We start from the raw sequence: 13991 nt of genomic DNA, 5'->3' as shown, positions 1-13991 counted from the left end.
CCATGTACGAGAAGACCGGCCTCGCGGACCTCGAGACCCGGGACGTGGAGGGCGTCGAGCCCGGCCTGAAGGCGGTCGGGTACGAGCTTCGGCCCGAGGAGATGCGTCCGAGCATCTGGGAGTTCGCGGCGGGCGAGTCGAACAACCGGCACCGCCAGCGCGAGCAGGAGGAGCTGTACTACGTTCTCGACGGAGAGTTCCGCGTCACCGTCGAGGACGATGATGGAACGAGCGAGTCCTTCGAACTCGGCGCCGACGAGGTGGTCGTGATTCCGCCCGAGACGTGGCGGCAGTTCGAGGCGGAGACCGACGGTCGCCTGCTGGTGGTCGGCGCGCCGAACGCGGAGGACGACGCGGTCACCGAGGACGACGCCGACGACGGGGACGGCGCGTCCTGACGCGACCCGGCCGCAACCTCCAGTCGAACCACCCGAAACGGCGGAAGCCGCCGAAACACGGGAAGCGGTCGGCGGACCCGAAGCGAGCGAAGCGTCCGAACCGGGCGAAGCGTCAGACGCGCGTCGGCTCCGCGCCTGGATATCGAAGAGAACGGGAGGATGAGAGACGGGAACGCCGATTCAGTGCTCGATGGTCGTGATCTCCTCGACCGGCCACTGGCTCAGGATCTCGACGCCGTTCTCGCGGACGACCACCATCTCCTCGACGCGGACGCCCTGCCGGTCGGCGGGCCGCATCGTCTCGACCGCCATCGTCATCCCCTCCTCGATCTCGATGGGGTGGTCGGGCGAGAGCCCGCGCCAGATGAGCGGCACCTCGTAGAGCTGGAGGCCCAGGCCGTGGGCCCAGTGGTTGGTGGTCATCTCCCAGTACTCGTCGGCGTCGTACCAGTCCATGTGCTCGCCCTCCTCGTCGGGGAAGCCCCGGCAGATCTCGTCGGTCGTCGCGCCGGGTTCGATGCGCTCTAGCACGTCGTAGAGGTCGTCGCGGGCCTTCTCGTAGGCCTCTCTCTGGGCCTGCGTCGGTTCGCCGACGCTGAAGGTCCGGTAGTAGCACGACCGGTAGCCCATGAATCCGATGTTGTAGAAGTCGGCGTAGACGAGGTCGCCCGGCCGGATGACGCGGTCGGTCGTGTTGGCCTGGTGCTTGGGCCAGGTGTTCGGGCCGGAGGTGACGTAGCCGCCCTGGACCATCGCGCCGAGCCGCCAGAGCTCCTTCGTCGCCTCGCCCCACACCTCCGACTCGCGCATGCCCGGTTTCGCGGTTTCGGTGATGCGCTGGAACCCGGCCTCGCAGAGCGCCGCGACCATCCGGAGGCACTCGATCTCGTCGCGGGTCTTGACCTTTCGGGCGTCCTCCATGACCTGCGCGCAGTCGCCCGGTCGGACGTCGACGTCCCGGTCCTCGAACTTGGAGATGAGGGCCTGGTTGCCCACGTCGATGCCCATCGGCTCGTTCTTCACGCCGTACTCGTCCATCGCATCGACCACGAGGTCGGCCATCTTGCCCTTGAGCCAGTTGCGCGCCGAGTCGCGGCCGGACGCGCGCGGGACGTTGCCCAGTCCGGGCGCGGCGTACCGGATGTCGTCGAGCCACGGGCAGTTGAACCGCTGGTTGCTCGCGTGGTCGGCGGTGTCCCAGTGGACGACGTCGCCGTCCTCGGTGAGCAGGGTGTAGTGGTCGGCCCCGCTCCCGCCGGTCATCGCCAGCCCGGTGACGTACCGGACGTTGGGGTCGTTGATGAGGAGCATGCTGCCGAGACCGGCCTCCCGCATCCGCTCGCGGGCCCGTTCCTTGCGCTCCTCGCGCATGCGCTGGAAGTCGATCCGCTCCTCCCAGTCGACGCCCATGGTCCCGCGGGTGCCTTCCATGAAATCGCGCTGATAGAATCCCATGGGCAGGAGTACGCCGAGGCCGGTAATGAAAGTGGGTGGGAGAAGGTGGCGTGGCGTCTTCGGGCGAGAGGCCAGCGCATGGGGCGTTCGTCGATACACTGAGTGGGACGGACTCCAGTTGGTCGGGGTCGACGTGGAGGTAGTCATGCTCGGTGCAAGTCTGAATCTAGTGAACTTCTCGACCGAGCGCGCCGGAGCTGGCAGTATATTTACTAAAATAATACCTACAATTCAACTAAAAATCAAAATTTAGGGATAGATATTTTAGTCACAAGAGTAGATGCTCGCACGCTATGGACGAGCCGGTTCGACTACTTCACGTCGACGACGACCCCGACCTCACAGAGTTGACCGCGACGTATCTCGAACGGGCCGACGAGCGGTTCGCCATCGAGACCGCGACGAACGTCAGCGAGGGGGTAGCCCGGCTCTCCGACGGGGACTTCGACTGCATCGTCTCGGACTACGACATGCCCGAGCGGGACGGGATCGAGTTTCTCGGCGCCGTCCGCGAGGACTATCCCGACCTTCCGTTCGTCCTGTTCACCGGGAAGGGCAGCGAAGAGGTCGCCAGCGAGGCGATCTCGGCCGGCGTCACGGATTATCTCCAGAAGACGCCCGGCACCGAACAGTACACGCTACTGGCGAACCGGATCAAGAACGCCGTCGCCCAGTACCGGGCGGAACAGGAGGTGAAGCAGACGGAGGATCGGTATCGACACCTGATCGAAGAATCGACCGACGTGATCATCGTCGTCGACGCCTCGGGGACGTTCCAGTATCTGAGTCCCGCCGCCGACCGGGTGCTCGGCTACGCCGCCGACGAGATGGTCGGCGAAAACGCGTTCGACTACGTCCATCCCGACGACCGCGAGCGGCTGGTAGCGGAGTTCGCCACCCAGGTCGAACACCCGGACGAGCGCGTCACGACCGAGTTCCGGTTCGATCATCCCGACGGGGGCTGGCAGTGGATGGGCGTGAAGGGACGGAATCTCCTGGACGCCCCGATCATCGACGGAATCGTCGTCTACGCACGCGACATCACGGAACGCAAGAAGCGCGAGCGGGAACTCGAACTGTACGAGACCATCGTGGAGAACACCGAGGACGGCATCTACGTGGGAGACGCCGACTGTCGGTTCGAGTTCGTGAACCAACGCGTCGCCGAAGCCTCCGGAATTCCCCAGGAGGCCTGGTTGGGCGAACACGTCTCGATGCTCTCGGACCTCGGAATCCTCACCGACAGTGAAGTCGCCTCGCTCGAGGAGGGGTTCGAGGCGATCATCGACGGTGCGCGGGACCAGGTGAGCGTGGAGGTCGCTCCGAGGGTGCCCGAGGAGGACTTCGTGATCGACCTCCGGCTGACGTCCCTCCAGACCGAGAGGCCGATCGACAGCGTGGTCGGGTTCTCCAGGAACGTCACCGAACGCAAGAAGCACGAACAGGAGCTAGAGCGGAAGAACGAGCGGCTGGAGGAGTTCGCCAGCGTGGTCTCCCACGACCTCCGGAACCCCCTGAACGTCGCGGAGGGCCGGCTCGAACTGATCCGCGAGGAGTGCGACGGCGACCACCTCGACGAGATCGCGGACGCCCATCAGCGAATGCGGACGCTGATCGACGACCTGCTGACGCTCGCCCGGGGCGGCGACACCGCGTCCGACGCCGAGCGTATCGACCTCGCGGAGACGGTCGACGCCTGCTGGCGAAACGTCGAGACGGAGCGGGCGACGCTCGATGCAGACGCGACGCGAACGTTTCGGGGCGACCGGAGCCGGGTCCGACAGCTGCTGGAGAACCTCCTTCGGAACGCGGTCGACCACGGCGGGACGGACGTGACGGTAACTGTCGGCGACCTCGAAGACGGGTTCTACGTCGCCGACGACGGCCCGGGGATTCCCGACGAAGAAGCAGCGTTCGAGGCGGGCTACTCGACCGCGGAGGAGGGGACCGGTTACGGACTCACGATCGTCCGGCGCATCGCCGACGCGCACGGCTGGGCGGTGGACGCGACCGACAGCGAGGCGGGTGGCGCCCGGTTCGAGTTCACCGGACTCGAGACCGAAGCGGGACGAGTTCACAGAACGGACAGCTCGGTGTAGCTGAACCGGAATGACAGTCGGCGGAGCCCCGAAGCGTCACCGGAAGTGGTCGGCCTTGCTCAGTAAGTAGAGGACGATGAGGCCGTCCAGGACGAGCGCCAGGGGACTGATGGTCACGAGGTCAACCAAGGCGCTGAGGCCGTACAGCCGGACCGCCCATTTGTACCCCCAGTACTGGAGGTTCCAGAGCCCCCAGAGGACCACGATCTTCGCGACGACGAGGGCGAACAGCAGCGAGCCGACGACGGCGAAGGGGCCGCCGGAACCGGCGAGACCGAGCGTTCGGAACAGCGCGAAGAACGACCCGACGAACCCGAGGAGACACAGGACGGTCACCCCGAGGGGTCTGTTCCGCGAGCGACTGCCGTAGGTGGAGGGCATCACCCTAGATTTCCGGGGATGCCGGGATAAGCTTTGGGTCAGCTCCGGCGGAGGAAGGCGGTGGCTTCGGCTCCGCGAACGGGCGCCGAACGTGTGTCTCGATACGAAGACTGCCTCCGTCAGGGAATCGAGCGCGGGAAGTTCACCGCCTATGTGAGATAATATCCAGAATACAGGGAATGAACGCGCTCTTCGCCGACCGGGACACGGTGCGGAACGTCGGGCCGGTCATCGCCGCCCTGGTATCGGCGGTCTCCTCGCCTACGTCGACGGCGACATCGTCCCGCCGGTCCTCGTCATCGGCGCGACGGTCGTCGCGATGCTGCTGGTCGAGCGCTACGGACTGTAACCGACCCGGCCAGAGCGACCGGCTCGGAGCGACCGACCCGGAAGAGTTCCGGCCCGACGACCGAGAACGCAAGCTATAGCCCCGACGGATGACTACCGACGGCCATGTCGTGGTACGTCCTCCTCGTCGCGGGGCTGTTCGAAATCGCCTGGGCCGTCGGCCTGGAGTACTCGGACGGCCTGTCGAAGCCGGTGCCGACCGCCGCGACCGTCGTCGCGCTGGTGATCAGCATGGTCCTGCTCGCGAAGGCGGTCGAGGATCTGCCCGTGGGGACCGCCTACGCGGTCTGGACCGGCATCGGCGCCGTCGGGACCGCGACGCTCGGTATCGTGCTGTTCGAAGAGCCCGCCGACCTCGCGCGCGTCGCGTTCATCTGCGTCATCGTGGTCGGCATCGCGGGCCTCCACTTCGTGTCGGGCGGCCACTGAGGGCGTCCGACCGTTCTCCTCTCCACCCTCCCGCCTGGTTTTATGACCGTCCGAACTGTGCCAGCAAGTATGTACAAGCACGTCGCCCTGCTCGTGCGGAAGGAGGGGATGACCCACGAGGAGTTCGTCGACCACTGGCAGAACGAGCACACCCCCATCGCCCGCGAGATCGAGGGCGTCACGCGCTATCAGACCGTCCTCCCGACCGACCCCGAGCACGCCGAGTTCGACGGCGTCGCCGAGCTCTACTTCGAGGACATCGACAAGCTCCACGACGCCCTCGGCAGCGAGGGCTCACGCGACTACGACCCCGACAAGGGCAAAGCCAGAGAAGCCCGCCGGGACGTCGACAACTTCCTCGCCATCGACGAGCGTCCCCGGTTCATCGGCGAGGAGACCGTCCAGAAGGACGAGGTCGACGGCGACACCGACGGTCTCTACAAGCACTCGGCGTTCCTCGTCCGCAAGGAAGGGATGACTCACGAGGAGTTCGTCGACCACTGGCAGAACGAGCACACCCCCATCGCCCGCGAGATCGAGGGCGTCGTGAAGTACAACACCGTCCTGCCCACGGACCCCGAGCACGCCGAATTCGACGGCGTCGCCGAACTCTACTTCGAGGACCTCGACAAGCTCCACGACGCCCTCGGTAGCGAGGGCTCACGCGACTACGACCCCGAGAAGGGCAAAGCCAGAGAGGCCCGCCGGGACGTCGACAACTTCCTCGCCATCGACGAGCGCCCCCGGTTCATCGGCGAGGAGACCGTCCAGAAGGACGAGACGTAGTCGGCTTTCGACCCCGGGGCCGTCCGGGCGGGGACAGTGGGGAATCCGAGAACAGGTAAATTTTTGTACTAATCGGCGCTTTCGGACCGTTGCATGTCAGACGAGAACATCCTGGAGGAGCTCGCGCGCCTGCCGGAGCTGGCCCACCCGACCGTCTCCCCGGACGGCGACCGGGTGGCGTTCTACTACAACGGCACCGGGCGCAACGAGCTCCACGTCCTGAACCTCGAGACCGGTGAGCGCGAGCGATGGAGCGACGGCGAGGTCCCCCGGAACAACCGGTGGCCGGTCGCGTGGGCCGCCGACGGCGACCGGGTGTTCTTCCACCGGGACGAGGGCGGCGACGAGCAGAACGACGTCTGGGCCATCGACCGCGACGGGACGACCGAGCGGATCGTCGAGGACGACGGTCAGCTATCGGTCCAGGACGTCGGCGAGAACGGCGAGACGCTGCTGGTCGGCTCGAACCGGGACGGCCAGATGAACCTCTACGCTCACGACCTGGCCGCCGGCGAGACGACCAAGCTGACCGAGTACGACCGGTCGGTCAGGGCGGCCCGGCTCTCGCCCGACGGCGAGCACATCGCCTACGCCACCAACGAGGCCGAGGACACCAACAACATGGACGTCTACGTCGCCGACGCCGACGGGTCGAATCCGCGCAACCTCGAAATCGGCGACATCGGGGCGGAGGCGATGCCTGTGGACTGGGGCCCGGACGGCGAGCGACTCCTCGTCGGCGACAACTCCGAGGACCTCGACCGGTGCGGAATCTACGACCTCGCGACCGACGAGGTCCGGTGGTACGGCGAGGGCGACCACTCGGTCGCGCCGTCGTTCTTCACGCCCGACGGCGACCGATTCCTCGCGACGCGGTACCGCGACGCCACCAGCATGCCGGTCGTCTACGACGTCGAGACCGGCGAGTCCCGCGAGCTCGACCTGCCCGACGGCGTGGCCTCGTTCGGGTGGCAGAGCGACCGCGTCGTCGACGACGATCGGGTGCTGGTCGGCCACACCACGCCGACACGCCGTGAAGAACTGCTCGTCTACGACCTCTCGACCGACGAGCACGAGACGGTGTTCGACCGGGAGTACGGCCCGTTCTCGCCCGACGACTTCGCCGACGCCGAGTACTTCACCTTCGAGTCCGACGGCGTGCCCGACACCCCCGCCAAGGCGGTCGACCACGACCCCTACGAGTCGCTCGAAATCGGCGCGCTGCTCTACGACTCGGGCGAGCGACCGTCGCCGCTCATCGTCAACCCCCACGGCGGCCCGCGCTCGATGGACCAGAAGGCGTTCGGCTATCGCACCCAGTTCCTGGTCCAGCGGGGGTTCTCGGTGCTCCAGGTCAACTACCGCGGGTCGTCCGGACGCGGCCGGGAGTTCACGCAGCGGCTCTACGACGACTGGGGCGGCGCCGAGCAGGGCGACGTCGCGACCGCGGTCGAGCACGTGCTCGACACCCGCGACTGGATCGACGAGGACCGGGTGGTCGTGTTCGGCGGATCGTACGGCGGCTACTCGGCCTACTGGCAGATGGTCCAGTATCCCGACCTGTACGACGCCGGAATCGCCTGGGTCGGCCTGACCGACCTCGAGGACATGTACGAGAACACGATGCCCCACTTCAGGACCGGCCTGATGGAGAAGAACCTCGGGACGCCCGAGGAGAACCCGGAGCTCTACCGCGAGCGGAGTCCGGTCGAGTACGTCGAGAACCTCGACGCGCCGCTGCTGATGCCCCACGGCGTCAACGACCACCGGGTGCCGGTCTCGCAGGCCCGCATCTTCCGCGACGCGCTGCTCGACGCCGGCTACGAGGAGGGCGAGGACGGCGACTTCGAGTACGCGGAACTCGGCGAGGAGGGCCACGGCTCGTCGGACATCGACCAGAAGATCCGGTCGCTCGAACTGCTCGACGAGTTCCTCGACCGGAGACTCGACGCCCCCGCGGCGACGGCCGACGACTGAGGCGGGCTCGACCGGCGGGGTCGAGCGAATCGTCACCCCGCTAAAACGTTAAGGCGCCCCCGGCCGACCGTTGGGGCATGGACATCGGGACGGGACTGTTCACCGGCCAGCGTCGGCCGGACGACGACCGGTCGATGGGCGAGATATACGACGAGATGCTGACCCTCGGGCGGGCCATCGACGACGCGGGGCTCGCCAGCGCGTGGGTCTCCGAGCACCACTTCACGGAGGACGGCTACCTCTCGGCGACGATGCCGACGCTGGGCGCGCTGGCGGCCGAGACCGACGACGTCGAGCTCGGGACGTGTATCGCGCTCGCCCCGCTGTACGACGGGGTCAGGCTGGCCGAGGACGCCGCGACGGTCGACCTGCTCGCGGACGGCCGGCTCACGCTCGGGCTCGCCATCGGGTCGAACCCCACCGAGTTCGAGGAGTTCGGCGTCCCCCGGGAGGAGCGGGTCGAGCGCCTGGGCGATGCGACAGAGCTGCTCCGGGCGGCGTGGTCCGCGGGGACGCTCGACTACGACCCCGAGTTTCACGACGTCTCGCCCGACGTGAGCGTCACGCCCAAGCCGGACGGGGAGATTCCCGTCATGTACGGCGGGTCCGCGAAGCCCGCGGTCCGGCGGGCCGCCCGAGTGGCCGACGCGTGGTGCGCCCCCTCGGCGCTGTCGGTCGACGGCGTCCGCAAGCGCGTCGAAGACATCCGGAACGTCCGCGCCGAGGAGGGACTGCGTGAGGACGCGAGCGAAGCCGGCGACGAGGCCGACGACTTCGACGTCTACGCGCTCCAGCACGGCTTCGTCGGCGACTCCGAGGAGCAGGCGTGGGAGGCGATGAAGGACGGCTACTTCTACATCCAGCGGCGCTACGCCGAGATATTCTCGGGCGAGACGGTCGACGAACTCGACGACGAGCGCAAGCGGGAGCTGAAGGACCAGGCCATCTACGGCACGCCCGAGCAGGTCGTCGACCAGCTGGAGGCGTACCGCGAGGCGCTCGGCGACGACGTCCACGTCATCCTCCGGACCTACCACCCCGGCGTCGGCACCGACCGGATGGTCGAGTGCGTCGAGCGGCTCGGCGACGAGGTAGTCCCGCACTTCGAGTGAGGGCTCGCAGAATCGGTTCGCCGACATTGGCGTTTTTCCGACACGTTCTCGCGTAATTTCGCCGTCCACCCGCCCACATCCTACACAATAGTTTATTAGCGAAGCTACCGCGTGGGTGGTATGGGGTACGAAAACGGCTCTCAAGGTGGGGAGACGAGCGGCGGAACCGCAGACGGCCGCGCGTCGCGGCGGAGCGTCCTGCGACTCGCCGGCCTGGCGGGGACGGGCGCGCTGGCCGGCTGCGTCGGCGGCGCCGGACCGGGGAACCGAACCCAGAACATCGACGCGGTGACCTACGGCGTGCTGAACCCGATGACCGGGCCGTACGGCGGGCTGGCCGAGGGCCAGCGCAACGGCGCGAAGCTGGCGGTCCAGCACGTCAACCAGAGCGACCAGTTCAGCTTCGAGCTGAACGCGGTGTACGAGGACACCGAGGCCGACACCGCGACCGGTCGGCAGGCCGCCCAGAAGGTGGTCCAGCAGGACGGCGCGGAGTTCCTGATGGGCGCCATCTCGAGCTCGACCGCGCTGGCGCTCAACTCGTTCGCCGAGAGCGAGGAGATCGTCTACAATCCGGGCGCGGCCGCGATGAACATCACGGGGTCGGAGTGCAACGAGTGGGTGTTCCGGGCCGAGACTCACACCGCCCAGATCGCCGAGGCGGTCGCGCCGTGGACCGCGAACAACGTCGGGACCAGCGTCTGGTTCCACATCGCCGACTACGCGTACGGCCAGTCGGTCCGCCAGGAGTGGAAGTCCCGCATGCAGGAGGCCAGCGACGACTTCACCGAGGTCGGGGTCTCGCGGTCCCAGCTCGGCGCGAGCAACTACGGGTCCTACGTCAGCCAGATCAGCAACTCCGACGCCGACGTGGCGGTCCTCGGGATGACCGGCGGCGACCTCATCAACTTCACCAAGCAGGCCGCCAACTCGGGACTGAAGCAGGACGTCGAACTGGTGAGCCCCACGATGACGTTCCAGGTCGTCCGGAACGCGCTCGGCCCGGCGGCCTACGGGACCTACGGCGGGGTCCGGTACAACGCCCAGATAGAGACGGGCGACAACCGGGAGTTCGTGTCGGCGTACCGGGACGCCTACGGCTCGACGCCGGACAGCTTCGCGCGAGTCGCCTACGACTCCATCCGGATGACCGCCCACGGCATCGAGGAGGCCGGCAGCAGCGACCCCGAGGAGGTCAAGGACACCCTCCCGGGCCTCGAGGTCCCGAGCGTCTTCGGCCCGAACACGTTCCGGGAGTGCGACCACCAGGCCACCAACCCGGTGTGGGCCGGCGAGAACGTCGAGCCCGACTCCGGCGACGCCGCCCGGGTGGCGCTCCGCCGGAAGGTCGAGGGGAAGAACGCGATCCCGCCGTGCAGCGAGACCGAGTGCGACCTCTAACATGGTCGGGGTCGCGGGGTTCGCCGAGCAGCTGCTGAACGGGCTGACCATCGGGATGGTGTACGTCCTGATCGCCGCGGGGCTGTCGGTCATCTTCGGCGTGATGGACGTCATCAACTTCGCGCACGGCGAGCTGTTCGCGCTGGGCGCGTACTTCGCGTTCGCCGTGGTCGCGCCGTTCGGCGGTGCGGGGTTCTGGCTCGCGCTGGTGGTCGCGCCGCTGGTGGTCGGCCTGCTGGGCGCCGGTATCGAGCGGCTCACGCTCCGGCCGCTGTACGACCGGAGCCCGCTCTACCACATCCTGTTGACGTTCGGGCTGGTGCTGATGCTCAACGACGCCATCACCTTCCTGTGGGGCAAACAGGCCAAGGCGCTGAGCGCGCCGCCGCTGCTCGACGGCCCGGTCACGATTCTCGGCGTAACCAACTCGCTGTACAGCTACTTCATCATCGCGTTCGGCGCGGCGCTGTCGCTGGCGACCTGGTGGGCGCTCAACGAGACCCGGTTCGGGCTGGTGGTGCGGGCCGGTTCGATGGACCGCGAGATGGTCCGGAACCTCGGCATCGACATCGACCGCTACTACACCCTGGTGTTCGGCGCGGGCGCCGCGCTCGCCGGGGTGGCGGGCGTGGTGCTCGGCGCCTACCAGAACGTCAACCCCGGGATGGGCAACGCGGTCATCATCCCCGCGTTCGTCATCGTCGTCCTCGGCGGACTCGGCAGCTTCCGGGGCGCAGTCGCGGGCGGGCTGGCGGTCGGCGTCATCCAGACGCTGACCCGGACGTACCTCCCGGTGATGGAGGGGCTCGTCGTGTTCGTGCTGATGATCGGCGTCCTGCTCGCGAAGCCCGAAGGACTGTTCGGCACCAGCGCCGGCGACGGCGGCGAGGGAGACGGCGAGCTCCTCGCGGGCCGGACCGGCGGCGTGCTGACCGACCGACAGCGGTTCCGCCTCGGCGCGGTCGCGGTCGGCCTGCTCGCGGTCGTCCCCTTCGGCGTCAAGGTGCTGTACTCCGAGTACGTCCTGACGCTGCTGTCGGACGCGCTCATCTGGGCGCTGTTCGCGCTCAGCCTCGACTTCGTGATGGGGTACGCGGGCCTGGTGTCGCTGGGCCACGCGCTGTTCTACGGGACCGGGGCGTACGCCGCGATACTCGTCCTCCTGCACTTCACGCCGTCGGCGTTCGTCGCGCTGGCAGTCGCGGTGGTCGTCTGCGCCGCCATCGCGTGGGTCGTCGGCTACCTCTCCATCCGGGTCTCTGGCGTCTACTTCGCGATGATCACGCTGGCGTTCGCTCAGCTGTTCTACCGGGCGGTGTTCAAGTTCGACTGGACCGGCGGGAGCGACGGCCTGTTCGGCGCCGACGTGGTGTACGGCCTCGGGAGCGCGGCGATGGAACTCGACGAGATCGCCGAGTCGATTCCAGCCGTGAGCGAGGAGGGGCTGTTCTACTACTTCCTGCTGGCGGCCGTGGTCGGCTCGTACCTGATCGCCCGCCGGATGATGCGGGCGCCGTTCGGCAGCGTGCTCCAGTCCATCCGGGAGAGCGAGCGCCGGACCGAGTTCGTCGGCTACGACGTGACCGCCTACAAGCGCCGGGCGTTCGTCGTCTCGGGCGCGATGGCCGGGCTGGCCGGCGGGCTGTTCGCGGTCCAGGACGGGTTCGTCGCGCCCTCGCTGCTGTTCTGGCTCAACTCGGGCGAGGTGGTCGTGATGACCGTGCTCGGCGGGATGGGCACCCTCTACGGCCCCATGGTCGGCGCGGGCGTCTACATCGGCTTCGAGGACCTGCTGTCGTCGTACACCGACCAGTGGCAGTTCTTCCTCGGGCTGGTGTTCGTCGTCTTCGTCATCGCGCTCCCGCGGGGGCTGGTCTCGCTCCCCGAGAAGCTGCTGGAGACCGCGGGCGGGCGCGGCGGCGCTCCGGAGGGCCGCGGGGAGGCGCGCGGCGACGACGCCGACCCCCTCGCCGAGGAGGTGAACGAGTGATGGTCGTCGCCGACGCCGCGGACTTCGACCCCGAGACCGACCCCGTCCTCAGGGCCGAGGGACTGACCAAGCAGTTCGGCGACTTCACCGCGCTCGACGGCGTGGACTTGGACGTCCGGAGCGGGGAGTTCCGGAGCGTCATCGGGCCGAACGGCGCGGGCAAGACCACGCTGTTCAACTGCCTCACCGGGGCGCTCGCGCCGACCGCCGGATCCGTCCGGTTCCGCGGCGAGGACGTGACCCGGCTGGCGCCCCACGAGCGGGTCCGGCGCGGGATGGGCCGGTCGTTCCAGATATCCACCGTCTTCGGCGGGCTGTCGGTCCGGGAGAACGTCCGGCTGGCCGCCCAGTCGGTCGCTGCAGGCGCCGGAGAGATTTCGCTGGCCCGCGAGCTGTTCAGCCCGACCGACCGCTTCGAGGGCGTCGAAGAGCGGACCGACGAGGTGCTGGCCGACATCGGGCTGACCGACCGAGCCGGGGAGTACGCCCGCAATCTGGCCCACGGCGACCGGCGGCGGCTCGAACTCGGCCTGGTGCTGGCGACCGACCCCGACCTCGTGCTGCTCGACGAGCCCACCGCCGGGATGGGGAGCGAGGAGACCCGGCGGACCATCGCGCTGGTCGAGGAGGTGCTCTCCGACCGGACGCTGCTACTCATCGAGCACGACATCGACCTCGTGATGGACGTCTCGGACGCCGTGACGGTGCTCCACCGCGGCCAGGTGCTGGCGACCGGGCCGCCCGAGCGCATCGCCGACGACGACGCGGTCCAGGAGGCGTACCTCGGGGGTGTCCGCGAGTGAGTCCGAACGAATCGAATCGGGGCGACCGCCTCGACGACGGGTTCTGCGACGACCCGCTGCTCGACGTCGCGGACCTGGTCGCGGGGTACGGCCCGACCGAGGTGCTCCACGGCGTCTCGCTCTGCGTCGGCGAGGGCGAGGTGGTCTCGCTGGTCGGCCGGAACGGCGCGGGCAAGACGACAACCCTGCGGTCGGTGGTGGGCAACGTCGTCCCCACCGCGGGCCGCGTCACCTTCCGGGGCGAGGACGTGACCCGGCTCTCGACCGAGGAGACGGTCCGGCGGAACGTCGCGTTCGTGCCCGAGGAGCGCCGCGTCTTCCCGGGACTGACGGTCGCGGAGAACCTCCGGGTCGGCCACCTCGGCGGCGGCGACACCGCCCGGTCGCGCGACCCCGACGACGTGCTGGCGGAGTTCGAGAACCTGCGCGAGCACCCCGACAGGCTGGGGTCGGCGCTGTCGGGCGGCGAGCAGCAGATGCTCGCCATCGCGAGGGCGCTGGTCGCGGGCGCGGACCTCCTGCTGCTCGACGAGCCCACCGAGGGGCTGGCGCCGTTCGTCGTCCGGCAGGTTGAGGACCTGGTGAAGAGCCTCCACGACGAGGGCATCTCGGTCCTGCTGGTCGAGCAGAACGTCCAGGTCGCGCTCGAACTCGCCGACCACCACTACGTGCTCGACCGCGGCGAGATCGTCTACCACGGGACCAGCGAGGAGCTCAGGGGGAACGACGAGGTGATGGACCGCCACCTGGGCGTGACGACCTGACGACGAGTGGTGCGGTTTCCGACATCCCCCGGTTTTCGACCCCGACCC

General features: G+C 68.4%; 12 protein-coding genes. 10 read left to right on the top strand and 2 right to left on the bottom strand.

Annotated elements, in window-relative coordinates:
• Positions 1–2 precede the first annotated feature (2 nt).
• Positions 3–398, top strand: a complete 396-nt coding sequence (locus DVR07_RS19090; protein ID WP_115798915.1) for a cupin domain-containing protein — start codon at positions 3–5, stop codon at positions 396–398.
• Between the two features lie 180 nt (positions 399–578).
• On the opposite strand, the gene DVR07_RS19085 is transcribed toward DVR07_RS19090, so the two are convergent.
• Entirely contained in the window at positions 579–1853 is a 1275-nt protein-coding gene (locus tag DVR07_RS19085; RefSeq protein WP_115798914.1) for a M24 family metallopeptidase, read from the bottom strand.
• 293 nt (positions 1854–2146) lie between these two features.
• Here DVR07_RS19085 and DVR07_RS19080 point away from each other — a divergent pair, with 293 nt between their 5' ends.
• Positions 2147–3952 (top strand): PAS domain S-box protein, encoded by a 1806-nt coding sequence (locus DVR07_RS19080; protein WP_115798913.1) that lies wholly within the window; start codon positions 2147–2149, stop codon positions 3950–3952.
• 36 nt (positions 3953–3988) lie between these two features.
• On the opposite strand, the gene DVR07_RS19075 is transcribed toward DVR07_RS19080, so the two are convergent.
• Positions 3989–4333, bottom strand: coding sequence for a hypothetical protein (locus tag DVR07_RS19075; protein WP_115798912.1), 345 nt, complete (start codon positions 4331–4333; stop codon positions 3989–3991).
• Between the two features lie 453 nt (positions 4334–4786).
• On the opposite strand from DVR07_RS19075, the gene sugE reads away from it, so the two are divergent.
• From sugE to DVR07_RS19030, 8 genes are all read left to right on the top strand, one after another.
• On the top strand, positions 4787–5110 hold the full coding sequence (sugE, locus tag DVR07_RS19065; RefSeq protein ID WP_115798910.1) for a quaternary ammonium compound efflux SMR transporter SugE: 324 nt from the start codon (positions 4787–4789) through the stop codon (positions 5108–5110).
• Between the two features lie 69 nt (positions 5111–5179).
• Positions 5180–5896: an EthD domain-containing protein gene (locus tag DVR07_RS19060; protein ID WP_115798909.1), complete on the top strand. Its 717-nt coding sequence runs from the start codon at positions 5180–5182 to the stop codon at positions 5894–5896.
• Positions 5897–5989: 93 nt separating this feature from the next.
• On the top strand, positions 5990–7873 hold the full coding sequence (locus tag DVR07_RS19055) for a S9 family peptidase (RefSeq protein WP_115798908.1): 1884 nt from the start codon (positions 5990–5992) through the stop codon (positions 7871–7873).
• A 77-nt stretch (positions 7874–7950) separates the two neighbouring features.
• A complete protein-coding gene (locus DVR07_RS19050) occupies positions 7951–8985 on the top strand; it encodes an LLM class flavin-dependent oxidoreductase (RefSeq protein WP_115798907.1) in 1035 nt (344 codons plus the stop codon).
• Between the two features lie 120 nt (positions 8986–9105).
• Complete coding sequence (locus DVR07_RS19045) at positions 9106–10386, top strand: ABC transporter substrate-binding protein (RefSeq protein ID WP_193570273.1); 1281 nt, start codon at positions 9106–9108, stop codon at positions 10384–10386.
• Between the two features lies 1 nt (position 10387).
• A complete protein-coding gene (locus DVR07_RS19040) occupies positions 10388–12376 on the top strand; it encodes an ABC transporter permease (RefSeq protein WP_115798906.1) in 1989 nt (662 codons plus the stop codon).
• Complete coding sequence (locus DVR07_RS19035; protein ID WP_115798905.1) at positions 12376–13179, top strand: ABC transporter ATP-binding protein; 804 nt, start codon at positions 12376–12378, stop codon at positions 13177–13179. Before DVR07_RS19040 ends, DVR07_RS19035 begins: the two co-directional genes overlap by 1 nt.
• Positions 13176–13943 (top strand): ABC transporter ATP-binding protein, encoded by a 768-nt coding sequence (locus DVR07_RS19030; RefSeq protein WP_240318906.1) that lies wholly within the window; start codon positions 13176–13178, stop codon positions 13941–13943. The genes DVR07_RS19035 and DVR07_RS19030 overlap by 4 nt, the downstream gene beginning before the upstream one ends.
• The last annotated feature ends 48 nt before the right edge of the window (positions 13944–13991 follow it).

The organism is Halorussus rarus (assembly GCF_003369835.1).
In the GTDB taxonomy this organism is placed as follows: domain Archaea; phylum Halobacteriota; class Halobacteria; order Halobacteriales; family Haladaptataceae; genus Halorussus; species Halorussus rarus.
This window is presented reverse-complemented; position numbering and strand designations above follow the sequence as displayed.

What these genes read in the sequence shown, in the direction of transcription:
- DVR07_RS19090 (WP_115798915.1), top strand. Translation starts at nt 3, where the DNA reads ATGTACGAGAAGACCGGCCTCGCGGACCTCGAGACCCGGGACGTGGAG.
- DVR07_RS19085 (WP_115798914.1), bottom strand. Translation starts at nt 1,853, where the DNA reads ATGGGATTCTATCAGCGCGATTTCATGGAAGGCACCCGCGGGACCATG.
- DVR07_RS19080 (WP_115798913.1), top strand. Translation starts at nt 2,147, where the DNA reads ATGGACGAGCCGGTTCGACTACTTCACGTCGACGACGACCCCGACCTC.
- DVR07_RS19075 (WP_115798912.1), bottom strand. Translation starts at nt 4,333, where the DNA reads ATGCCCTCCACCTACGGCAGTCGCTCGCGGAACAGACCCCTCGGGGTG.
- sugE (WP_115798910.1), top strand. Translation starts at nt 4,787, where the DNA reads ATGTCGTGGTACGTCCTCCTCGTCGCGGGGCTGTTCGAAATCGCCTGG.
- DVR07_RS19060 (WP_115798909.1), top strand. Translation starts at nt 5,180, where the DNA reads ATGTACAAGCACGTCGCCCTGCTCGTGCGGAAGGAGGGGATGACCCAC.
- DVR07_RS19055 (WP_115798908.1), top strand. Translation starts at nt 5,990, where the DNA reads ATGTCAGACGAGAACATCCTGGAGGAGCTCGCGCGCCTGCCGGAGCTG.
- DVR07_RS19050 (WP_115798907.1), top strand. Translation starts at nt 7,951, where the DNA reads ATGGACATCGGGACGGGACTGTTCACCGGCCAGCGTCGGCCGGACGAC.
- DVR07_RS19045 (WP_193570273.1), top strand. Translation starts at nt 9,106, where the DNA reads ATGGGGTACGAAAACGGCTCTCAAGGTGGGGAGACGAGCGGCGGAACC.
- DVR07_RS19040 (WP_115798906.1), top strand. Translation starts at nt 10,388, where the DNA reads ATGGTCGGGGTCGCGGGGTTCGCCGAGCAGCTGCTGAACGGGCTGACC.
- DVR07_RS19035 (WP_115798905.1), top strand. Translation starts at nt 12,376, where the DNA reads ATGGTCGTCGCCGACGCCGCGGACTTCGACCCCGAGACCGACCCCGTC.